The organism is Streptomyces muensis, assembly GCF_021474425.1.
Lineage (GTDB): Bacteria > Actinomycetota > Actinomycetes > Streptomycetales > Streptomycetaceae > Streptomyces > Streptomyces muensis.
The window spans coordinates 23,216-44,225 of sequence record NZ_JAKEIP010000049.1 but is presented as its reverse complement, the minus strand read 5'-3'; the positions used below and the strand labels follow the sequence as shown (position 1 = coordinate 44,225).

Below are 21,010 nucleotides of genomic sequence, written 5' to 3'. Positions count from 1 at the left end.
CCCGCCTATGCGGCAATCCGTGTTTTTTTAACTGGTGTGGGGGGATGGGTTTTTTTTATATGAGACTGTGGGGGTTGTGGGGCGGAGCCCCAGAAAGGGGCGCGGGGAACTGCGCGACCAACCCCCACCGGCCCGCACCCGAAGAACGACCCCCGGGGTCGAAGGGGCGGAGCCCCTGGGGATGGGACGGGTGGGGGCGCCGGAGCCGGGCATGCGGAAGGCCCCGAACCAACCCGGTCCGGGGCCCCACCCAGCGGAGCGCTACGGCAGCTGGGCCGCCCGCGCCTCCCGCCGGTTGTCGCGGAAGTTGTTCACCCGACGAGCCGTGGCGAACAGCGGAATCACCGCACCCGTCACCAGCTGAAGAGCACAACCGGTCTGCAGCAGAAGCTGCCCGCTCGGAGCGTCGAAGGCCCACGCGGCCAGCAGCCCCATCGACACGACGATCCAGGACAGCATCGCCACCGCGAGCCGCCCACGCGGCTTCGGGTACTCGACCCGGCTCACCATCAGCCACGCGGTCCCGAGGATCGCCAGGAGCGTCGCCACGAAGGGCAGCTCCAGCAGCACGATCGAGACCACCGTCAGCGCCCCGAACGGCGAGGGCATGCCCTGGAACATGCCGTTCGGGACGGTGACGCACGAGAACCGCGCGAGTCTCAGCACCACCGCCAGCAGAACGACGATCGCGCCGACCGCAGCCACCCGCTGGTGCGCGTCGTCGGCGACCATGCCGTAGACCAGCACGAAGTACGCCGGGGCCAGCCCGAAGCTGATCAGGTCGGAGAGGTTGTCCAGCTCCGCGCCCATGGGGGAGGAGCGCAGCTTGCGCGCCACCAGGCCGTCGAACAGGTCGAAGACCGCCGCACACAGCATCAGGATGACCGCGGTGGCCGCGCTGTGGCGGGCCATACCGGTCTCCTGGCTACCGGTGAGGTGCGGGATCAGGATGCCGGTGGTGGTGAAGTACACCGCCATGAAGCCGCACGTCGCGTTGCCGAGCGTCAGGGTGTCCGCTATCGACAGGCGCAGAGAAAGAGGCATCTCCTCCTCTTCGTCGACCTCGTCGGCCTCGGGCACCCAGCCCGACTGTGTCTCAGGATCAATCACGGTCAATGCGAGTCACCCCAGCCACGGTCTTCTGCCCGACCTCGACCGCGACCTCCACGCCCTCGGGCAGGTAGATGTCGACACGTGAGCCGAAGCGGATCAGACCGATACGGTCGCCCTGCTCGACCTTCGTGCCCTGCGGGATGTAGGGGACGATGCGACGGGCCACCGCGCCGGCGATCTGGATCATCTCGATGTCGCCGAGTTCGGTGTCGAAATGCCAGACTACGCGCTCGTTGTTCTCGCTCTCCTTGTTGAACGCCGGAACGAACCCGCCGGGGATGTGCTCGACGGACGTGACCGTGCCGGAGAGCGGCGCGCGGTTGACGTGGACGTTGAGCGGGCTCATGAAGATCGCGACGCGGGTGCGGCCGTCCTTCCACGGCATGATGCTCTGCACCACACCGTCGGCGGGCGAGATGACCCGGCCCGGGGCGATCTCGCGCTCGGGGTCGCGGAAGAACCACAGCATGCCCGCCGCGAGCGCGGTGGCGGGCACGGCCACGGCCTTGGCGACGCCGGAGCGGCGTGCGCGGGCCAGGCTGAGGGCTGCGGTGGCGACGGTCGGGAGAAGCCACGGCGACGCTCCGCGTGCGAGGCGTACGCCGGCCCGGCTGTCGCTTGGTGCAGAGGTTTGGCTGTGGGGCATGGATGACCTTCGTAGCGGATGATGCCGCGCTTCGACGGGGGACGGCGGCTTTCCGGGGATCGTACCGGTCGCGGGCCGCAACTGGGCAAGCCAGGAAGCCGAGTCGGCGGCTGAAGAGTATTGACGGGGTGTGATCTTCTTCTCGAAGAAAACACCCCGAACCCGGACATCTAGCCCTGGAAGCGATACTCTTCGAGCAACCTGCGACCGATGATCATTTTCTGGATCTCGGCGGTACCTTCACCGATAAGCAGCATCGGAGCCTCACGGTAGAGGCGCTCGATCTCGTACTCCTTGGAGAAGCCGTAGCCGCCGTGGATCCGGAAGGCATCCTCCACGACCTCCTTGCAGTACTCGGAGGCGAGGTACTTCGCCATCCCAGCCTCAAGGTCGTTTCGTTCCCCGGAGTCCTTTTTGCGTGCCGCGTTCACCATCATGGCATGCGCCGCCTCGACCTTGGTAGCCATCTCGGCCAGCTTGAACTGGATGGCCTGGTGCTGGGCGATCGGCTTGCCGAAAGTGTGCCGCTGCTGGGCGTACTGGACACCGAGCTCGAACGCACGCTGAGCGACGCCGCAGCCACGCGCCGCCACATTGACGCGCCCGACCTCGACGCCGTCCATCATTTGGTAAAAACCTCGGCCGGTGACGCCGCCGAGCACCCGATTGGCCGGAATTCGCAGGCCGTCCATGATGAGCTCGGTCGTGTCGACGCCCTTGTAGCCCATCTTGTCGATCTTGCCGGGGATGGTGAGGCCCGGGCGGACCTCTCCGAAGCCGGGCTCCTTCTCGACGAGGAAGGTCGTCATCGACTTGTGGGGCGCCGTGCCCTCGGCGTGTCCTTCGTCACTTCGGACCAGTACGGCGACCAGAGACGACGTTCCGCCGTTCGTCAGCCACATCTTCTGGCCGTTCAGGACGTACTCCTCGCCGTCCTTCACCGCCTTCGAGGTGATCGCCGACACATCGGAGCCCAGGCCCGGCTCCGACATCGAGAAGGCGCCACGGATGTCGCCGGCGGCCATGCGCGGCAGGAAGTGGTCCTTCTGCTCCTGCGTGCCGTGCTGCTTGAGCATGTACGCCACGATGAAGTGCGTGTTGATGATGCCGGAGACCGACATCCAGCCGCGGGCGATCTCCTCGACGCACAGGGCGTAGGTGAGAAGCGACTCGCCCAGGCCGCCGTACTCCTCGGGGATCATCAGGCCGAAGAGGCCCAGTTCCTTGAGGCCGTCGACGATCGCTTGCGGGTACTCGTCGCGGTGCTCCAGCTCGGTCGCGACCGGGATGATCTCCTTGTCCACGAAGTCGCGGACGGTGGAGAGGATCTCCTGCTGAATGTCCGTCAGACCGGCGGTCTGGGCGAGGCGCGCCATGGCTACTTCTCCTGCTGCTTCAGTTCGGGGCGGCCGGGCTGCTCGCCGCCGCGCTCCTTGATGTACGTCTCGGTCGGCACCATGACCTTGCGGCGGAACACGCACACCAGCGTGCCGTCCTGCTTGTAGCCCTTGGTCTCGACGTAGACGATGCCGCGGTCGTTCTTCGACTTCGACGGCCACTTGTCGAGCACCGTCGTCTGGCCGTAGATCGTGTCGCCGTGGAAGGTCGGCGCCACGTGCTTGAGCGACTCGATCTCCAGGTTGGCGATGGCCTTGCCGGAGATGTCCGGCACGCTCATGCCGAGCAGCAGCGAGTAGATGTAGTTCCCGACGACGACGTTCTTGCCGAAGTCCGTCGTCTTCTCCGCATAGTTCGTGTCCATGTGGAGCGGGTGGTGGTTCATAGTGAGGAGACAGAACAGGTGGTCGTCGTACTCCGTGACCGTCTTCCCAGGCCAGTGCTTGTACGTCGCCCCGACCTCGAACTCCTCGTAGGTGCGTCCGAACTGCATGGTGCTCAGGCCTCCGGGATCTCGAACTTCGACGTGCGCTGCATGCCGGCCGCACGTCCCTTGCCGGAGATGACCAGCGCCATCTTGCGGCTGGCCTCGTCGATCATCTCGTCGCCGAGCATCGCGGAGCCCTTCTTGCCGCCCGCCTCGGACGTGTAGTAGTCGTACGCGTCCAGGATCAGCTCGGCGTGGTCGTAGTCCTCCTGCGAGGGCGAGAAGATCTCGTTGGACGCCTCGACCTGGCCCGGGTGCAGCACCCACTTGCCGTCGAAGCCGAGCGCGGCGGCGCGCTGGGCGACCTCGCGGTAGCCGTCGATGTTGCGGATCTGCAGGTAGGGGCCGTCGATCGCCTGGAGGTTGTTGGCGCGGGCGGCCATCAGGATCTTCATCAGGATGTAGTGGTAGGCGTCCGCCGGGTAGCCGGGCGGCTGCTCGCCGACGACCAGCGACTTCATGTTGATGGACGCCATGAAGTCGGCCGGGCCGAAGATGATCGTCTCGACGCGCTGGGACGCCGTCGCGATCTCGTTGACGTTGTTCAGGCCCTGCGCGTTCTCGATCTGCGCCTCGATGCCGATCTTGCCGACCTCGAAGCCCATCGTCTTCTCGATCTGAGTGAGGAGGAGGTCCAGCGCCACGATCTGCTCGGCCGTCTGCACCTTCGGCAGCATGATGCAGTCGAGGTTCTGGCCTGCGCCCTCGACGACCGTGACGACGTCGCGGTACGTCCACTCGGTCGTCCAGTCGTTGACGCGCACGACCCTCGTCTTGCCGGTCCAGTCGCCCTCGTTGAGGAACTTGACGATGGTGTGCCGCGCCTCGGGCTTGGCGAGCGGGGCGCAGGCGTCCTCCAGGTCGAGGAAGACCTGGTCGGCCGGGAGGCCCTGCGCCTTCTCCAGGAAGCGGGGGTTCGAGCCCGGCACGGCCAGGCAGGAGCGCCGCGGGCGGAGTCGGTTGACGGGCGTGGTCATGCGGGGACCTCCAGGGGGTCGAGCTTGTTCGCTTTCCGGATCTCGTCGACGATGCGGCCGATGATTCCGGTGATGTCGAAGTCCTTCGGGGTGAAGACGGCGGCCACTCCGGCGGCCCTGAGCTGCTCGGCGTCACCATTCGGGATGATGCCACCGGCGATCACCGGTATATCTGTGGCACCGGCCACACGGAGCCGTTCCAGCACGTCCGGCACCAGCTGGGCGTGCGATCCGGACAGGATCGACAGGCCGACCGCGTGCACGTCCTCGGCGAGGGCCGCGTCCACGATCTGCTCGGGCGTCAGCCGGATGCCCTGGTAGACCACCTCGAAGCCGGCGTCACGCGCGCGCACCGCGATCTGCTCGGCCCCGTTGGAGTGCCCGTCCAGGCCCGGCTTGCCGACCAGGAAGCGCAGCTTGCCGACGCCCATGTCCTTGGCGGTCAGGTCGACCTTGCGGCGGACCTGGGCAAGGGCGGAGCCCTCTTCGGCGGGGATCGCCACCGGCGCGGACGACACACCGGTCGGCGCCCGGAACTCGCCGAACACCTCGCGCAGCGCCCCCGCCCACTCGCCGGTCGTGACGCCGGCGCGGGCGCACTCCAGGGTGGCCTCCATGAGGTTGCCGGTCCCCTTGGCGGCCTCCTTCAGCTTCTCCAGCGCCTTACACGGGCGCGGGTGGTTGAAGGGCGGCTGGTAGCGGGTGTCGCGCCAGTGCTGGAGCCCCGCGATCACCCGGGCCTCGACGGCCGGGTCCACCGTCTGGATCGCGGTGTCCAGGTCGGCGGTCAGCGGGTTGGGTTCGGTGCCCTCGAAGGCGTTGACACCGATGATCTTCTCCTGGCCGGACTCGATCCGGCCCCGGCGCTCGGCGTGCGAGGCGACCAGCTGCGACTTGAGGTAGCCGGACTCGACTGCGGCCATCGCGCCGCCCATCCCCTGGATGCGGTCGATCTCCGCGAGCGAGGCCTCGACCAGCGCGTCCACCTTCGCCTCGATCACCTTCGAGCCCTCGAAGATGTCCTCGTACTCCAGCAGATCGCTCTCGTACGCCAGCACCTGCTGGATCCGCAGCGACCACTGCTGGTCCCAGGGCCGGGGGAGGCCGAGGGCCTCGTTCCAGGCGGGCAGCTGCACGGCACGCGCGCGTGCGTCCTTCGACAGCGTCACGGCCAGCATCTCCAGCACGATCCGCTGGACGTTGTTCTCCGGCTGAGCCTCGGTCAGACCGAGGGAGTTGACCTGGACGCCGTACCGGAAGCGGCGCTGCTTGGGGTTCTCGATGCCGTACCGCTCGCGCGTGACCTGGTCCCAGATCCGCCCGAACGCCCGCATCTTGCACATCTCCTCGATGAAGCGGACGCCCGCGTTCACGAAGAAGGAGATACGGGCCACGACGTCCCCGAACTTCTCGGCGGGGACCTGTCCTGAGTCGCGCACGGCATCGAGAACCGCTATCGCGGTGGACATCGCGTACGCGATCTCCTGGACCGGCGTGGCGCCCGCCTCCTGCAGGTGGTAGCTGCAGATGTTGATCGGGTTCCACTTCGGGATGTGGGAGACCGTGTACGCGATCATGTCCGTCGTCAGCCGGAGTGAGGGCCCCGGCGGGAAGACATGGGTCCCCCGCGACAGGTACTCCTTGACGATGTCGTTCTGGGTCGTGCCCTGGAGCTTGGTGATGTCCGCGCCCTGCTCCTCGGCGACGACCTGGTAGAGCGCCAGCAGCCACATGGCGGTGGCGTTGATCGTCATCGAGGTGTTCATCTGCTCCAGGGGGATGTCCTGGAACAGCCGGCGCATGTCACCGAGGTGCGCGACGGGCACGCCGACCCGGCCGACCTCGCCACGGGCGAGGATGTGGTCGGAGTCGTAGCCGGTCTGCGTGGGCAGGTCGAACGCGACCGACAGGCCGGTCTGCCCCTTGGCGAGGTTGCGCCGGTACAGCTCGTTGGACGCCTCGGCCGTGGAGTGCCCGGCATACGTGCGCATGAGCCACGGCCGGTCCTTCTCCCGCGCGCCTTCGGCGGGCTGACGCTCAGTCATCTATGACCTCGGGTGTCTCAGATGTCGCGGATCAGATGTTGCGGAAGCGGTTGATGGCGTCGATGTGCTTGGCGCGCATCTCCTCGTCGCGCACGCCGAGACCTTCCTCGGGGGCGAGGCACAGGACGCCGACCTTGCCCTGGTGGAGGTTGCGGTGCACGTCGAACGCCGCCTGGCCGGTCTCCTCCAGGGAGTAGACCTTCGACAGGGTGGGGTGGATCTTGCCCTTCGCGATGAGCCGGTTGGCCTCCCAGGCCTCGCGGTAGTTGGCGAAGTGCGAGCCGATGATCCGCTTCAGGGACATCCACAGGTAGCGGTTGTCGTACTCGTGGTTGTAGCCCGAGGTGGAGGCGCAGGTGACGATGGTGCCGCCCTTGCGCGTGACGTAGACCGAGGCGCCGAAGGTCTCGCGGCCGGGGTGCTCGAAGACGATGTCGACGTCCTCGCCGCCGGTGAGCTCACGGATGCGCTTGCCGAAGCGCTTCCACTCCTTCGGGTCCTGGGTGTTCTCGTCCTTCCAGAACTTGTAGCCCTCGGCGTTGCGGTCGATGATCGCCTCGGCGCCCATCGCCCGGCAGATGTCCGCCTTCTGGGGGCTGGACACGACACAGATCGGGTTGGCGCCGCCGGCCAGCGCGAACTGTGTGGCGTACGAGCCGAGTCCGCCGCTCGCGCCCCAGATCAGGACGTTGTCGCCCTGCTTCATCCCGGCGCCGTTGCGGGAGACCAGCTGGCGGTACGCGGTCGAGTTCACGAGCCCCGGAGCGGCGGCCTCCTCCCAGCTGAGGTGCTGGGGCTTCGGCATCAGCTGGTTGGACTTGACGAGTGCGATCTCGGCGAGGCCGCCGAAGTTGGTCTCGAAGCCCCAGATGCGCTGCTCGGGGTCGAGCATGGTGTCGTTGTGGCCGTCCGAGGACTCCAGCTCGACGGACAGACAGTGCGCGACGACCTCGTCACCGGGCTTCCAGGAGTTGACGCCCGGGCCGGTGCGCAGGACGACGCCCGCGAGGTCGGAGCCGATGATGTGGTACGGCAGGTCGTGGCGCTTGGTGAGCTCGCTGAGCTTGCCGTAGCGCTCCAGGAAGCCGAAGGTCGGCAGGGGCTCGAAGATCGAGGTCCAGACCGAGTTGTAGTTGACCGAGGAGGCCATGACGGCCACCAGGGCCTCGCCCGGGCCGAGCTCCGGCACCGGAACGTCGTCCAGGTGGATCGACTTGCGCGGGTCCTTGTCACGGGTTTCCAGGCCCGCGAACATGTCCGTCTCGTCCTTGTGCACGGTGATCGCGCGGTACGACTCGGGGAGCGGGAGAGCGGCGAAGTCGGCCGGCGTCGATTCCGGCGACTGGATCGCGTCCAGGATGTCCTGAGTGGTCACGGTGTTGCCTCCGGCGGTGTGCACCCTGAGGGAGGGGTGCTGAGGGTTACGTCGGTGCTGCTGAGGGTTTTTGGGTGATTGCCGTCGGTTCGGCGGATGGTGCTGTTCGGCAGCGCTTTGTGGCGCGGGAGGTTGCCTGTGACGCAGGCGCCGGGCGCGCAGACCCCGGGAAGGGTTTGCGGGGACAGCCGACGTACGAAAGGTCTCTGCACGCCGGCCGCCCGGACTCCTTCAACGTATGGCACGGCGTGTCACGTGGCAAGGCACGCAGTGCCAGAACTTGCCCTCAGATGAAATCTTTACGTAACAGATGAGCGATGATCGATCAAAGTTACCGACGAGTAGGTGCTAATCGGGCGCTATCGGGCAGTGATCGGTCACTGGTCGAGCATTGGTCGAGCATTGGCCGGTCAGTGGCCGGTCAGTGGTCGGTCAGTGGTCGGTCAGTGGTCGGTCACCCGGAGGGCATCGGCCAGGCATGCCAGGTACATGGCCATCGCGGTACGCGGCTCCCGCAACCCGCGTCCGCTCAGCTCCTCGATCTTCGCCAGCCGGTACAGCAGCGTGTTCCGGTGGACGGCGAGCCGCTCCGCCGTCCGCACCAGCTGGAAGCCGCCCTCCGCCCAGGCGATCAGCGTCTCTCGCAGCACGGGCCAGTCCGCCCGCTCACGCAGGCCGGTGAGGACCGCGGCCGCGTACCGGTCGCGTTCGTGCCGTACGACCGAGGCCACGAGCTGGGGTACGCGCAGGTCGGCCACGGCGAAGACCCGCCCGTCCGGCTCCAGCCGGGGACCGGCACGCAGTGCCAGCGCCGCGTCCCGGTACGAGGCGTGCGTCCCGGCGACGCCCCGACCGGGCTCACCGATCCCGCACCGGGCATCGGCCCCGTGCCGCTCGCCGAGGCGTTCCACCAGCGCTGAGCACCGCTCGACGAGCCGTTCGGGGCGGCCGACCGAGGCGTGCAGGACGGCGTACCGGCCGGCCGCGAGTTCCCCGGTCACGTCCTGAACGGAGCCGAAGACCTCCCGTACCGTCCGCAGCAGCGACATCCGTGACACCCCGCCCGCCCGGACGTCCAGCACCACCGCCGTGCGCGGGATGCGCGGATCGGCCCCGAGCTCGGCCATCCGCGCCTCGACGGTTTCGGCGTCGACGACCTCGGGGTCGTACAGCGCGATGTCCCGTACGCAGTCGTCCACCGCCCGCTCGTGCAGCAGCCGGGAGCGCAGCAGGGCGGCCTCCTCCAGGAGGATCTCGGTCTGCCGCCGCACGACCAGGCCGAAACACCGCACCTCCTCCGGATCCCCGGTCAGGCACACCGTGCCCACCGCCTCGGCACCCACGGTGATCGGCAGGCTCATCCCGGACAGCACCCCGCGCATCCGGCGCGCTCGGGCCCGCCGCCCGGGCCGGGTTCCTGGTGGAGCGTCAGTGGGCCGTGGATCCGGGGCAGTTCGTGGACACGCTGGCCGGACGGCTGCGGCGGGACGGGGCCGAGCTGGTGGAGGGCGCGCGGGTGACGGCGGTGCGGGACGGCGCCGGGCGGGTGGAGGTCCGTACGACTGCCGGGACCTACCGGGCGGACGCGGTGGTGATCGCCGCTGGCGTCTGGTCCCGGCAGCTCAGCGCCTCGCTCGGGCAGCGGATCGAGGTGGCCGCCGGGAAGGGCTACAGCTTCTCGGTGCCCGTCGAGTCAGTGCCGAGGCGACTGGTCCACCTGGGCGCGGCGAAGGCGGTGCTGGCGCCGTCGGGCAAGGGGGTGCGGGTCGCCGGGACGATGGAGTTCGACCGGGACCCGGACCGCTTCCGGCAGGGCCGTGTGGAGGCTCTGGTGGCGGCCGCGCGGCCGTATCTGCCGGGGGCCGACTGGGAGCGGCGGGAGCAGGAGTGGATGGGGCCGCGTCCGATGACCCCGGACGGCCTGCCCCTGATCGGCCCGCTCCCGGGCCGTCCCCGCGTCCTGCTCGCCACCGGCCACAACATGCTGGGCCTGATGCTGGCCCCCGCGACGGGGCGGCTGGTGGCGGGGCTGCTGACGGGACAGGCGGACCCGGGGCTGTCAGCGAGGTTCGCCCCGGGCCGGTCGGTGCGAAGCCGCCGCGGCCAGTGAGCGGCGGGACTCCGCACCCCGGGTGGTCCCGTGTCCCCGAGCCCGCCTGCCCCGGACAGGCTCTAGGCGCCCAGGCCCAGCAGCGCCACTTGCAGGGGAAGTGCCGGCTCCTCGGGGAGGGCGGGGGGCTCCTCGCCGCGGCCCGTGTGGGTGGGCGGGACGGCGCGAAGGCCCTTTATGCCGTCGGCGGCCCACTTGGCGTCGGTCGCGGGGAGGGACAGGGTCATGCGCCGCCCGTCGGCCAGGGTGGCTTCGAGCTTGGTCGGGTCGTTCGCCTGCATGGCAACTCACTTCCGTCGCGCAACCATGAAGATCGTGCTTCGACAGGGAGGACGGACGTGCCCGCGCGATAGTTCCCGCCGGGCCGTTTTCCTGAGCTACCTCTGAGGTTCCGGCGTAGGAGCGCGGGCGACGCACTCGGCCCGCGCCCCGCTCTCCCCTCCGGCCCACGTCCTGAGCGGCCCTAGGCCCGCTCCTTCAGCGCCTGCTCGATCGTCCGCATCACCTCGTCGAGCGGCGCGTCCGTGCGCGCCACCGTCACCAGCACCTCGCCCTGCGAGGCCACCGAGGCAGGCGCCGAGCGCGGCGCGGTGTCCCGGCCCGCACCGATACCCGTCCCGAACGTCCTCCGCACGATCGCGAAGGCATGGTCGAGCTGCGCCTCCACGTCGCCCTGGCCGCCGGCCCGCAGCCAGCGCCGCAGGACGTGGTTGTGGGCGGTGACCACGGCGGACGCGGCGACCTCCGCCAGCAGCGGGTCGTCGTTGGCGTCGTCGTCGTGGGCGTGCTCGTCGAAGTGGCCGAGGAGGTACCGGGTGAAGAGGCGTTCGTAGCGGGCCACCGACGCGATCTCCGCCTCGCGCAGGGTTGGCACCTCGCGCGTCAGCTTGTAGCGGGCGACCGAGATCTCCGGCCGGGCCGCGTACATCCGCATGACCTCCTTGATGCCACGGCACACCGTGTCGAGCGGGTGCTCATGGGCCGGGGCGGCGTTGAGCACCGCCTCGGCGCGGATCAGGGTGTCGTCGTGGTCCGGGAAGATCGCCTCTTCCTTGGAACGGAAGTGGCGGAAGAAGGTACGGCGGGCGACGCCGGCCGCGGCCGCGATCTCGTCGACGGTGGTCGCCTCGTACCCCTTGGTCGCGAACAGCTCCATCGCCGCCGCCGCCAGTTCGCGGCGCATCTTGAGCCGTTGGGCGGCCGCGCGACTGCCGGCGGCACTTTCCGGCGCGTCGGGCGTGGCTGGTGTACGTGAGGACTTGGCGGGCTGGGACATGACCCGAACGTACTGCATGTGCGCAGCTTGATGCGCATGCACGGGGTTTCCCCCGCCCTCGGCGGGCGGGGCCGAGCCGTGCCGGGAGGCCGGAAGCGGGCTGCCGGGGTCCAGCAGCCCGCCCCACTCCTGCCCGCTTCTGAACCAGTCCCCGGGCCGCTCAGCGCCGGGCATATTCGCGGAAACCGCGGCCCGTCTTGCGGCCGAGGCAGCCCGCGGCCACCAGGTGCTCCAGGAGCGGCGCCGGAGCGAGACCCGGGTCGCGGAACTCACGGTGCAGGACCTTCTCGATCGCCAGGGAGACATCGAGGCCGACGACGTCCAGCAGCTCGAACGGCCCCATGGGGTAGCCGCCGCCCAGCTTCATCGCGGCGTCGATGTCGTCGAGCGTCGCGTAGTGCTCCTGCACCATCTTGATCGCGTTGTTCAGGTACGGGAACAGCAGGGCGTTCACGATGAATCCGGCACGGTCACCGCAGTCCACGGCGTGCTTCCTGATCCGGCCGCAGACCTCGCGGACCGTGGCGTGCACGTCGTCGGCGGTGAGCACCGTACGGACGACCTCGACCAGCTTCATCGCCGGCGCCGGGTTGAAGAAGTGCATGCCGATCACGTCCTGCGGACGCGAGGTGGCACGGGCGCAGGCGACGACGGGCAGCGACGAGGTGGTGGTGGCCAGCACCGCGCCCGGCTTGCAGACCTTGTCCAGCGTCGCGAACAGCTGCTGCTTGATCTCCAGGTCCTCGGCGATGGCCTCGACGGCCAGGTCGACGTCGGCGAACGCGTCGTACGAACCCGCCGCGGTGATCAGGTCCAGGGTCCGCGCTGCGGCCTCGGCGGTCATCCGGCCCTTGTCGACAGAGCGTGAAAGCGACTTGCCGATGCGGGCCTTCGCGGCCTGCGCCTTCTCCTCGCTGCGGGCGGCGAGGACGACCTCGTACCCGGCCTTGGCGAAGACCTCCGCGATCCCGGACGCCATGGTGCCGGAACCGGCGACACCGACCGAGCGGACGGTACGGCCGGGGGTGAGGGCGGCGCCGTCCAGCGGCGTCAGCGCGTCCCGCACGACGGTGGCGCTGCCCGGCGCCTCGTACGTGTAGAAGCCACGGCCCGACTTACGTCCCGTCAGTCCCGCCTCGCTGAGCTGCTTGAGGATCGGCGCGGGGGCGTGCAGCCGGTCGCGGGACTCGGCGTACATGGCCTCCAGGACCCGGCGCGCGGTGTCGATGCCGATCAGGTCGAGCAGGGCGAGCGGGCCCATCGGCAGTCCGCAGCCGAGCCGCATCGCGGCGTCGATGTCCTCGCGGGAGGCGTACTTCGCCTCGTACATCGCGGCCGCCTGGTTGAGGTAGCCGAACAGCAGCCCGTCGGCGACGAAACCGGGCCGGTCGCCGACCGCGACGGGCTCCTTGCCGAGGTCCAGGGCGAGGTTGGTGACCGCGGTGACGGCGGCGGGCGCGGTCAGCACGGACGAGACGACCTCGACCAGCCGCATCGCGGGCGCCGGGTTGAAGAAGTGCAGGCCGAGCACGCGCTCGGGGCGGGCCGAGTCGGCGGCCAGCCGCGTGACCGAGAGGGCGTTGGTGCCGGTCGCCAGGATGGTCTCGGGACGCACGATCCCGTCCAGCTCGCGGAAGATCTGCTGCTTGATCTCGTACGACTCCGGCGCCACCTCGATGACCAGGTCCGCGTCGGCAGCGGCCCGCAGCTCGGTGAAGGTGCGGACGCGGGCGAGGGACTCCGCGCGCTCCTCCTCGGTCAGCCGGCCGCGCTCCACGGCACGGGCGGTCGAGTTCTCCAGCGCGGCGACGGCCTTGGCGGCCGCGGCCTCGCTGATGTCGATGCCGATGACCTCGCGACCGGCCTTGGCCAGGATCTCGGCGATGCCGGTGCCCATGGTGCCGAGGCCGACGACGGCGACGGTCTTGAGCTGGGACAGAGGGGTGTCGGACGAGGTGTCGGACAGGGGAGTGGCCATCGCGGGACTCCAGGAATGAGGGTGACGACTGGAATCGCGCCCGGGTGCGCCGAGGAGGCGCACCGGGTGCGACAAGGGAGTGAGTGCGGGTGTTGATGCCGGGCTACTGGCGCACACGCCCGGTGCCGTCGCCGAACGCGTGCACACGCGCCGGGGAACGGCGGATCCGACCGGCCCTGTCCCGGAGCCGAGTCGTACTGAGGTACAAGAAGTACCGAACCGACCAGCACTCGCAGCAACTGCGTCACCAGGCCGCTGCAAGTAGATCCGCGAGTGGGTGACTCGCTCGTATGAGCTTAACCGGTGGGTAACGAGCGCGCCAGACCTCGTCTTTGTGATGTAGGTCCCGTGAGGCGGGCCGCTTGCATACGCTCGGCTTCATGGACGAAGAGTTGCGATCACTCACGGAGCGCTTACGGCAGGAGTCCGGGGCGTCGGCCGCGTACGAGCATCTCGTGGCGACCGAGGACCTCGACGAACTGGCGAGCGTGCTCACCGCGCCCGGACAGCCGCTGTGGGCCAGGGAGCTGGCCGCGTTCCGGCTGGGCCTCGCGGGCGACCGGCGGGCCTTCGAATCCCTCGTCCTGCTGCTCAACCACCGTGATCCCGAGCGCTGCGTCTCCGCCGCCCACGCCCTCGCCCGGCTCGGCGACCCGCGCACCGCCCGCGCCGCCGCCGCCCTTGCCACCAACGAACTCCGCGTCGCCTACGCCCTGCTCCCGGTCCGCCTCCTGGTCCAACTGCGCGCCCCCGAGGCCGTCCCCGCCCTGATCACCACCCTGGAACGCCGCCTGCGCCCCCACGACCCCTACCGCCGCGTGGCCCTCGCCTGTGTGGAGGGCCTCGGCACCCTCGGTGACACCCGCGCCACACGCGTCCTGAACGAGGCCCTGGCCCACCCGGCGCTGGCGGAGGCGGCGGTACGGGCGCTGGCGCGGATCCCTAGGCCTCGTTGAGCGTGCGCACATACCGCACTTCGGGAACCGGGACCCCGTCCGCCTCGAACGGTTCCTCGGTGCCGTCGGCCTCGAAGCCCGCCCGTTCGTAGAGCCGGCGGGCACGGCCGTTGCCCTTGAGCACCCACAGGTACATGCGCTCGTGGCCGAGGGCCGTGCGGTTCCACAGGGCCTCCCGCAACAGGGCGTGACCGATGCCGGTGCCGTACCGCGGCGGGTCCACGTAGAGGGCGTACAACTCGGCGTCGGCGGTGCGGGCTTCACCGTCCCGGTACGGCCCGTGACAGGCCCAGCCCACGACCTCGCCGTCCCTCTGCGCGACCAGGTCGACGACGCTGCCGTCGCCTTGCGCCGAGCGGGCGCGGTGGCGCTCGGCGTCCCGCTCGATGCTCATCGCGTCGAGGTACGACCGCGGAATCAGCCCCTGGTAGGCGCTCTGCCAGCCGCGCACGCGGATCTCGGCCACGCGGTCGCAGTCGGCGAGGGTCATGGGACGGATGAGGAGGCGTTCGTCGTCCATGGCGGCACCCTAGGCACCGCACGCCCGCACAGCCTCCGAATTATCGTTCGGGTCTCAGTGGCGGAAACCGATCAGCTGGTGCAGTTCCGCGCCGCGGGCCGAGGTCGCCGCCACCTTGGAGGTCAGCGGCTTCGGGTCGGGCCGAGCTTCGCACACCGCGTCGACCGAGCCCGCGCCGCGCGGCACCGTGCCGTCGGACAGATAGGCCGCGAGGTGCCTGTCCAGGCAGGGGTTCCCGCCCAGCGTGATGCCGTGGTTGCCGCCGCCCCGCTCGACCACCAGGCTGGAGCGGGCCAGCTGCCGGTGGACGGTGACGGCGCCCTGGTACGGGGTGGCCGCGTCGCCGGTCGACTGGAACAGCAGCACCGGCGCCACCTTGCTGTTCGCGATACTCACCGACGAGAGCGAGGCCTTCGGCCAGAACGCGCACGGCGCGTTGTACCAGGCGTTGTTCCAGGTCATGAACGGTGCCTTCGCGTACACGGCCCAGTTGTCCGCCCGCCACCGGTGCCAGTCCCGCGACCAGGCGGCGTCCCGGCACTGCACGGCGGCGTAGACGCTGTAGCCGTTCTCGTCGGACGCGTCCGAGGCGCCGAACTTCTCGTACGCCTCGATCAACGGGTCGGCGTCCTTGCGGTTCGCGTACGCCGCGAACGCCTCGGCGAGATAGGGCCAGTAGCCGTTGAAGTAGCCGCCGGGAAGGTAGGTGTCCTCCAGTTCGGAGGCGCCGACCTTGCCGCCGGCCGGGGCATTGGCCAGGGCCGTCCGCATCGCGTACCACTTGGCCTCGACCCTGGAGGGGTCCGTGCCGAGCCCGTACGTCCTGTCGTGCTTGGCGACCCACGCCAGGAACGCGCGGTGCCGGTCGTCGAAGGCGACGTCCTGCGCGAGGTTGGCCTCGTACCAGACGCCGGTGGGGTCGACGACCGAGTCCAGGGCCGCGCGCCGCACCCGCTCCGGGAAGAGCTTGGCGTAGACGGTGCCGAGGTAGGTGCCGTACGAGTAGCCGAAGTAGCTGATCCGCCGTGCGCCGAGTGCCGCGCGGATCCGGTCCATGTCCCGCACCGCGCTGATCGTGTCGATGTACGACAGCACGTCCGCGTACTTCTCACCGCAGGCCCGCGCGAAGGCCTTGGCCCGCTGGAGGTTGGCTCGCTCGATCCGAAGCGTGCGGGGCACGGAGTCCGGGCGGACGGGGGCGAAGTGGCCGGGGTCGCAGTTGAGGGCGGGCTTGCTCCTGCCGACTCCGCGCGGGTCGAAGCCGATGATGTCGTACTGCGCCGCCACCTCCTTCGGCAGTGCGGCGGCGACGAACCCGGCGAGCGTGAGACCGCTGCCGCCGGGGCCGCCCGGGTTGACCAGCAGCGGGCCCTGGTACTTCTTCGCGGTGTGCGGGACACGGGACAGCGCGAGGGTGATGCGCCGGCCGTGCGGGGCGGCGTGGTCGAGCGGCACGTCGAGGGACGCGCACTGCAGCGTCGGGTACTTGGTGGTGCCGCACTTCTTCCAGGCCAGGGGTGCGGCCCGAGCGGTCTCCGTGGGAGGCGGGGCGCTCGCCGCCGCGGGGGCGGCCGTCACGCTTCCGGCCAGGACGACGGCCGCGCCGCACAGCAGGGCTGCGCGTTTTCCCATGGTGTCCTCCCAGGACGGAGCGTTCCGGACCGCGAAGGCCACGGTCCTGGCCGCATTCATCCCGGAACGGGCGCCTGGAAGAACTGTTTCTGCTCAGACTTGACCCTATTGGATCGCAGATGCCCTCAAATGCATCCTCGGACCTCCGATGCGCCCCGGGCCCGCCACGCCCTCAGAGCAGGGAGAGCTGGGTCGGTTCGGACCGCGTGTGCCCGGCGGGCCGCGGTGCCGGTTCGGGTTCGCGGATCCGGCGCGGCATCCCCGCGCGCGTGGGGCCGATGCCGTACTCCCGCGCCAGGTCGTGGACCTGACGGGTGACCCGGCGCTGGTACCACTTCGGCGCGTAGGCGCCGTCCGCGTACAGCCGCTCGTAACGGCGCACCAGATGCGGGTGCTCGCGGCCGAGCCAGGCCATGAACCACTCGCGCGCCCCGGGCCGCAGATGCAGCACCAGCGGGGTGACGGAGGTCGCCCCGGAGGCGGCTATCGCCCGCACGGTGGCCCGCAGTTGGGCCGGCTGGTCGCTCAGGAACGGGATCACCGGCGCCATCAGCACCCCGCACCCGAGCCCGTGCTCGGCCAGGGTCCGTACGACGTCCAGGCGCCGCTCGGGCGCGGGCGTGCCCGGCTCCACGGTGCGCCACAGCTCCGGGTCGACGAAGCCGACCGAGACGGAGATGCCGACGTCGGTCACCTCGGCGGACTGCTTCAGCAGCTCCAGGTCGCGCAGGATCAGCGTGCCCTTGGTGAGGATCGAGTACGGGTTGGCGTGGTCGCGCAGGGCGGCGAGGATGCCCGGCATCAGCCGGTAGCGGCCCTCGGCCCGCTGGTAGCAGTCGACGTTCGTGCCCATCGCTATGTGGTCGCCCTGCCAGCGCCGCGAGGCGAGCTGGTGGCGCAGCAGCTCCGGCGCGTTCACCTTGACCACGATCTGCGAGTCGAAGCCGAGACCCGTGTCCAGGTCCAGATAGCTGTGGGTCTTGCGGGCGAAGCAGTACACGCACGCGTGCGAGCAGCCCCGATAGGGGTTGACCGTCCACTCGAAGGGCATGCGCGAGGCGCCCGGCACCCGGTTGATGATCGAGCGGGCCCGGATCTCGTGGAACGTGATCCCGGCGAACTCGGGCGTGTCGAAGGTGCGGGTGACCACGGCGTCCGCGCCGAACAGCGCGGAGTCGGCCCGGCTGTGGTCGGACTCCAGGGTGAGGTTCTCCCAGCGCATGGTGCCTCCTCGGTAGCACTGACCACAGAATAGAACACATGTTCCCTTGATCGTGCGACCTATCTCCCCGCTTCGTTTTCGATCACTGTGCGACCGCTTCCGTGAGCGGATCGGGACCCCGATTTGGGCGCGGTGGCGGCGGGGTGGTTGGCTTGCTCCAACCCCCGAGAAATCAGGTCCTGGAGGAAGTCAATGGCGCAGGTCGAGGCCACTACGGAGCGGGTCGTCGCGGCGGACGCGGAGAAGGTGTTCGACGCCCTCGCCGACTACAGCGGCACGCGGCAGAAGGTCCTGCCCGAGCACTTCAGCGAGTACGAGGTGCGCGAGGGCGGCGACGGCGAGGGCACGCTCGTCCACTGGAAGCTCCAGGCCACCAGCAAGCGTGTGCGCGACTGCCTCCTGGAGGTCAGCGAGCCCACCGACGGCGAGCTCGTCGAGAAGGACCGCAACTCCTCCATGGTCACCACCTGGCGGGTCACCCCGGCCGGCGAGGGTAGGTCCAGGGTCGTCGTCACCACCGTCTGGCAGGGCGCCGGCGGCATCGGTGGCTTCTTCGAGAAGACCTTCGCCCCCAAGGGCCTCGGCCGTATCTACGACGCGCTGCTCGCCAACCTCGCCACCGAGGTCGAGAAGTAAGTCCCCGGTGTGCGGGGGCCCTTGGCCTCCTCACCGGTTCGGGTGGATCTCGGCCGTGTCCGGGACGGCACCGTAACTCGCCGTGCTTGCTCGTAGTTGTCGCCTAATGCGGGAAATGTGAGCAGGTACGGCGAGGGGAGCGGTCCGTGGGCGGCACGACGTTGGTGCAGGAAGAAACCGTCACCGCGCCTCCTCCACCGGCCCCGCCCCAGGACGCCGAGCCCCGACTGGGCCCGCGCCGGGTGCGTCTGGTCTTCTTCGCGCTGATGCTCGCGCTGCTGCTGGCCGCGCTGGAGCAGATGATCGTCGCCACCGCGCTGCCGAAGATCGTCGGCGAGCTGCACGGCCTGGACAGGATGTCCTGGGCGATCACCGCCTACCTGCTCACCGCCACCGTCGGCCTGCCGGTCTACGGCAAGCTCGGCGATCTCCTCGGCCGCAAGGGCGTCTTCCAGTTCGCGATCGTCGTCTTCGTCGTCGGCTCCGCGCTCGCCGGCCGTGCCGAGACCATGGACCAGCTGATCGCCTACCGCGCCGTCCAGGGCGTCGGCGCCGGCGGGCTCATGATCGGCGTCCAGGCGATCATCGCGGACATCGTGCCGGCCCGGGAACGGGGCCGCTTCATGGGCCTGATCGGCGCCGCCTTCGGCCTCGCCTCGGTCGCAGGCCCCCTGTTGGGCGGCTACTTCACCGACCATCTCTCCTGGCGCTGGTGCTTCTACATCAACGTCCCCTTCGGCCTCGTCACCCTGGCCGTGGTCGCCGTCGTACTGAAGCTGCCCAAGCCGAAGGCCAAGGCCCGGCTCGACGTCCTCGGCGCCCTGCTGCTCGCCGCCGCCTCCACCTGCCTGGTCCTGCTGACCAGTTGGGGCGGCACCGAGTACGCCTGGGACTCCCGTGTCATCCTCGGCCTCGGCGCCGGAGCCGCCCTCGCCGCCGTCCTCTTCCTCGTCGTCGAGCACCACGCCGCCGAACCCCTCATCCCGCTCAGGCTGTTCAGGGACTCCGTCTTCAACGTCACCGGTCTCGTCGGCCTGGTGATCGGCGTCGCCCTGTTCGGCGCCGCCAGCTATCTGCCGACCTACCTGCAGATGGTCGACGGCGCCACGGCCACCGAGTCGGGCCTGCTGATGCTGCCGATGATGGGCGGCATCGTCGGCGCCTCCATCGTCTGCGGCCAACTCATCAGCCTCACCGGCCGCTACAAGATCTACACCGTGCTCGGCAGCGCGCTCTCCGCCGTCGGCATGTGGCTGCTGTCCCGCCTCGAAGCCGACACGCCCCGACTGCACTACAGCCTCTGGATGGCCGTACTCGGCGCCGGCATCGGCATGGTGATGCCGGTCCTGATCCTCGCCGTGCAGAACTCCGTGCGCCCCACCGACCTCGGCACCGCCACCAGCGCCAACAACTACTTCCGGCAGATCGGCGGCAGCGTCGGCGCCGCGATCTTCGGCACCCTCTTCGCGGACCGGCTCGCCGACGCCCTGGCCGAACGGCTGCCCACGCGCGCGGGCGCCGAGCTGCCCGACCCCGAGTCGATCACCCCGCAGCTCGTCCACACCCTGCCCGCCGCGCTGCGCGACGACTACATCCAGGCCTACGCCGACGCCATGCCGAGGATCTTCCTCTATCTCGTGCCGGTGCTCGTCCTCGGTCTGCTCATCGCCTTCTTCCTCAAGGAGAAACCGCTGGTGTCCCACAACGCCCCGGCCCCGGAGACGGACCAGGCGCCGGTGAACCCCACGATCCCGCAGGCCCGTTCGCGGTACGCCGCCGAAGTCCCCGTCCAGGGAACCGTGCAGCATCCCGACGGGACGTACGTACGCCACGCGGCGCTCACCCTCATCGACGTCACCGGGCAGCAGGTCGGGCGCGGCGCGAGCGGCGAGGACGGGCGGTACGCGCTGGTGACGCCGGGCCCGGGGTCGTACGTCATGATCGCGGCGGCGGGCGGCCACCAGCCGCAGGCCGTCTCCGTGACCGTCGGCGACGGCCCCGTCGAACTGGACATCGTCCTCGGCGGCGCGGGACGCCTCGCCGGCCGGGTGCTCACCCCGGACGGCACCGCCGTGGACGCCACCGTCACGCTCACCGACGTGCACGGCGAGGTCGTCGCCACCACCCGCAGCGGACGCGAGGGCGGCTATGTCATCACCGAACTCGTCGCCGGCGAGTACACCCTCGCCGCGAGCGCGGCCGCGTTCCGCCCGGCCGCCGTCCCCGTCACCGTCAAGGCCGCACGGGAGACCCGCCAGGACATCGAACTCGCCGGCGGCGCCCTGCTGCGCGGCACTGTGCGGGCGGGCGGCGGGCGCCCCGTCGAGGACGCGCGCGTGACCCTGCTCGACGCGGCCGGCAACGTCATGGACACCCTCACCACCGGACCGGACGGCACCTTCCGGTTCGTCGACCTGTCCACCGGCGAGTACACGGTCATCGCCACGGGTTACCCACCGGTCGCCACCGTGCTCCAGGTCGCCGGAGGAGGCCGTACGGAACGTGATCTTCAGCTCGGGCACGAGGACTGAGCCCACGACCGGGACCCGGGCCTGTCCTGCGCGGACGCGCCACGGACGGGCGCCTCACCCGGTGGGCCGGCCGACGTGAACCCGTCTCATCAATTCCCGTGTTGCGGC

The 21,010-nt window shown here is 70.0% G+C and carries 18 protein-coding genes and 1 pseudogene; 4 read left to right on the top strand and 15 right to left on the bottom strand.

Annotation, left to right across the window (positions count from 1 at the left end):
- Positions 1–261 precede the first annotated feature (261 nt).
- The 9 genes and pseudogenes from pssA to L0P92_RS45235 all read right to left on the bottom strand — a co-directional run.
- The gene (gene pssA / locus L0P92_RS15225; RefSeq protein WP_186285154.1) at positions 262–1,080 is read right to left on the bottom strand and encodes a CDP-diacylglycerol--serine O-phosphatidyltransferase; all 819 of its coding nucleotides are present in this window, start codon (positions 1,078–1,080) and stop codon (positions 262–264) included.
- A 22-nt stretch (positions 1,081–1,102) separates the two neighbouring features.
- Positions 1,103–1,759: a phosphatidylserine decarboxylase gene (locus tag L0P92_RS15220; RefSeq protein ID WP_234763235.1), complete on the bottom strand. Its 657-nt coding sequence runs from the start codon at positions 1,757–1,759 to the stop codon at positions 1,103–1,105.
- Between the two features lie 170 nt (positions 1,760–1,929).
- Complete coding sequence (locus L0P92_RS15215) at positions 1,930–3,135, bottom strand: acyl-CoA dehydrogenase family protein (protein WP_234763234.1); 1,206 nt, start codon at positions 3,133–3,135, stop codon at positions 1,930–1,932.
- A 2-nt stretch (positions 3,136–3,137) separates the two neighbouring features.
- Complete coding sequence (locus L0P92_RS15210) at positions 3,138–3,650, bottom strand: MaoC family dehydratase (protein WP_062716551.1); 513 nt, start codon at positions 3,648–3,650, stop codon at positions 3,138–3,140.
- A gap of 5 nt (positions 3,651–3,655) precedes the next feature.
- Positions 3,656–4,621: an HpcH/HpaI aldolase/citrate lyase family protein gene (locus tag L0P92_RS15205; RefSeq protein WP_007385825.1), complete on the bottom strand. Its 966-nt coding sequence runs from the start codon at positions 4,619–4,621 to the stop codon at positions 3,656–3,658.
- Complete coding sequence (locus tag L0P92_RS15200) at positions 4,618–6,666, bottom strand: ethylmalonyl-CoA mutase (protein ID WP_234763233.1); 2,049 nt, start codon at positions 6,664–6,666, stop codon at positions 4,618–4,620. The genes L0P92_RS15205 and L0P92_RS15200 overlap by 4 nt, the downstream gene beginning before the upstream one ends.
- A gap of 31 nt (positions 6,667–6,697) precedes the next feature.
- Entirely contained in the window at positions 6,698–8,041 is a 1,344-nt protein-coding gene (gene ccrA / locus L0P92_RS15195) for a crotonyl-CoA carboxylase/reductase (protein WP_234763232.1), read from the bottom strand.
- Between the two features lie 443 nt (positions 8,042–8,484).
- A complete protein-coding gene (locus tag L0P92_RS45240) occupies positions 8,485–8,691 on the bottom strand; it encodes a helix-turn-helix domain-containing protein (protein WP_308289723.1) in 207 nt (68 codons plus the stop codon).
- A gap of 156 nt (positions 8,692–8,847) precedes the next feature.
- Positions 8,848–9,426 (bottom strand): annotated as a pseudogene (locus L0P92_RS45235) (PucR family transcriptional regulator); the annotation flags it as partial.
- A 35-nt stretch (positions 9,427–9,461) separates the two neighbouring features.
- On the opposite strand from L0P92_RS45235, the gene L0P92_RS15185 reads away from it, so the two are divergent.
- Positions 9,462–10,151, top strand: a complete 690-nt coding sequence (locus L0P92_RS15185) for an NAD(P)/FAD-dependent oxidoreductase (protein WP_234763230.1) — start codon at positions 9,462–9,464, stop codon at positions 10,149–10,151.
- A gap of 62 nt (positions 10,152–10,213) precedes the next feature.
- Here the strand turns inward: L0P92_RS15185 and L0P92_RS15180 are convergent, their stop codons facing one another.
- The 3 genes from L0P92_RS15180 to L0P92_RS15170 all read right to left on the bottom strand — a co-directional run bounded on the left by L0P92_RS15180 (position 10,214) and on the right by L0P92_RS15170 (position 13,405).
- Positions 10,214–10,432 (bottom strand): hypothetical protein, encoded by a 219-nt coding sequence (locus L0P92_RS15180; protein WP_062716548.1) that lies wholly within the window; start codon positions 10,430–10,432, stop codon positions 10,214–10,216.
- Positions 10,433–10,614: 182 nt separating this feature from the next.
- Complete coding sequence (locus L0P92_RS15175; protein ID WP_234763229.1) at positions 10,615–11,427, bottom strand: TetR family transcriptional regulator; 813 nt, start codon at positions 11,425–11,427, stop codon at positions 10,615–10,617.
- A gap of 160 nt (positions 11,428–11,587) precedes the next feature.
- Positions 11,588–13,405, bottom strand: coding sequence for a 3-hydroxyacyl-CoA dehydrogenase family protein (locus L0P92_RS15170; RefSeq protein WP_234763228.1), 1,818 nt, complete (start codon positions 13,403–13,405; stop codon positions 11,588–11,590).
- Between the two features lie 380 nt (positions 13,406–13,785).
- Here L0P92_RS15170 and L0P92_RS15165 point away from each other — a divergent pair, with 380 nt between their 5' ends.
- Positions 13,786–14,361 carry an adenylosuccinate lyase gene (locus tag L0P92_RS15165; RefSeq protein WP_234763227.1) on the top strand — a complete coding sequence of 192 codons (576 nt, stop codon included), beginning with the start codon at positions 13,786–13,788 and terminating at the stop codon, positions 14,359–14,361.
- Here L0P92_RS15165 and L0P92_RS15160 read toward each other — a convergent pair.
- The 3 genes from L0P92_RS15160 to L0P92_RS15150 all read right to left on the bottom strand — a co-directional run bounded on the left by L0P92_RS15160 (position 14,348) and on the right by L0P92_RS15150 (position 17,735).
- A complete protein-coding gene (locus L0P92_RS15160) occupies positions 14,348–14,881 on the bottom strand; it encodes a GNAT family N-acetyltransferase (RefSeq protein WP_234763226.1) in 534 nt (177 codons plus the stop codon). The genes L0P92_RS15165 and L0P92_RS15160 overlap by 14 nt on opposite strands.
- 54 nt (positions 14,882–14,935) lie before the next feature.
- Complete coding sequence (locus L0P92_RS15155) at positions 14,936–16,513, bottom strand: alpha/beta hydrolase (protein ID WP_234763225.1); 1,578 nt, start codon at positions 16,511–16,513, stop codon at positions 14,936–14,938.
- 172 nt (positions 16,514–16,685) lie between these two features.
- The gene (locus L0P92_RS15150; RefSeq protein WP_234763224.1) at positions 16,686–17,735 is read right to left on the bottom strand and encodes an Rv2578c family radical SAM protein; all 1,050 of its coding nucleotides are present in this window, start codon (positions 17,733–17,735) and stop codon (positions 16,686–16,688) included.
- Positions 17,736–17,927: 192 nt separating this feature from the next.
- Here L0P92_RS15150 and L0P92_RS15145 point away from each other — a divergent pair, with 192 nt between their 5' ends.
- Both L0P92_RS15145 and L0P92_RS15140 read left to right on the top strand, forming a co-directional pair.
- Complete coding sequence (locus L0P92_RS15145) at positions 17,928–18,371, top strand: SRPBCC family protein (RefSeq protein WP_234763223.1); 444 nt, start codon at positions 17,928–17,930, stop codon at positions 18,369–18,371.
- 146 nt (positions 18,372–18,517) lie between these two features.
- Positions 18,518–20,902 (top strand): MFS transporter, encoded by a 2,385-nt coding sequence (locus L0P92_RS15140; RefSeq protein WP_234763222.1) that lies wholly within the window; start codon positions 18,518–18,520, stop codon positions 20,900–20,902.
- Positions 20,903–21,010 lie beyond the last annotated feature (108 nt).

Bases quoted from the DNA above. Each gene is read 5' to 3' on its own strand.
- L0P92_RS15220 (WP_234763235.1), bottom strand. From the start codon at position 1,759: ATGCCCCACAGCCAAACCTCTGCACCAAGCGACAGCCGGGCCGGCGTA.
- L0P92_RS15215 (WP_234763234.1), bottom strand. From the start codon at position 3,135: ATGGCGCGCCTCGCCCAGACCGCCGGTCTGACGGACATTCAGCAGGAG.
- L0P92_RS15210 (WP_062716551.1), bottom strand. From the start codon at position 3,650: ATGCAGTTCGGACGCACCTACGAGGAGTTCGAGGTCGGGGCGACGTAC.
- L0P92_RS15205 (WP_007385825.1), bottom strand. From the start codon at position 4,621: ATGACCACGCCCGTCAACCGACTCCGCCCGCGGCGCTCCTGCCTGGCC.
- L0P92_RS15200 (WP_234763233.1), bottom strand. From the start codon at position 6,666: ATGACTGAGCGTCAGCCCGCCGAAGGCGCGCGGGAGAAGGACCGGCCG.
- L0P92_RS15180 (WP_062716548.1), bottom strand. From the start codon at position 10,432: ATGCAGGCGAACGACCCGACCAAGCTCGAAGCCACCCTGGCCGACGGG.
- L0P92_RS15175 (WP_234763229.1), bottom strand. From the start codon at position 11,427: ATGTCCCAGCCCGCCAAGTCCTCACGTACACCAGCCACGCCCGACGCG.
- L0P92_RS15170 (WP_234763228.1), bottom strand. From the start codon at position 13,405: ATGGCCACTCCCCTGTCCGACACCTCGTCCGACACCCCTCTGTCCCAG.
- L0P92_RS15165 (WP_234763227.1), top strand. From the start codon at position 13,786: ATGGACGAAGAGTTGCGATCACTCACGGAGCGCTTACGGCAGGAGTCC.
- L0P92_RS15160 (WP_234763226.1), bottom strand. From the start codon at position 14,881: ATGGACGACGAACGCCTCCTCATCCGTCCCATGACCCTCGCCGACTGC.
- L0P92_RS15155 (WP_234763225.1), bottom strand. From the start codon at position 16,513: ATGGGAAAACGCGCAGCCCTGCTGTGCGGCGCGGCCGTCGTCCTGGCC.
- L0P92_RS15150 (WP_234763224.1), bottom strand. From the start codon at position 17,735: ATGCGCTGGGAGAACCTCACCCTGGAGTCCGACCACAGCCGGGCCGAC.
- L0P92_RS15145 (WP_234763223.1), top strand. From the start codon at position 17,928: ATGGCGCAGGTCGAGGCCACTACGGAGCGGGTCGTCGCGGCGGACGCG.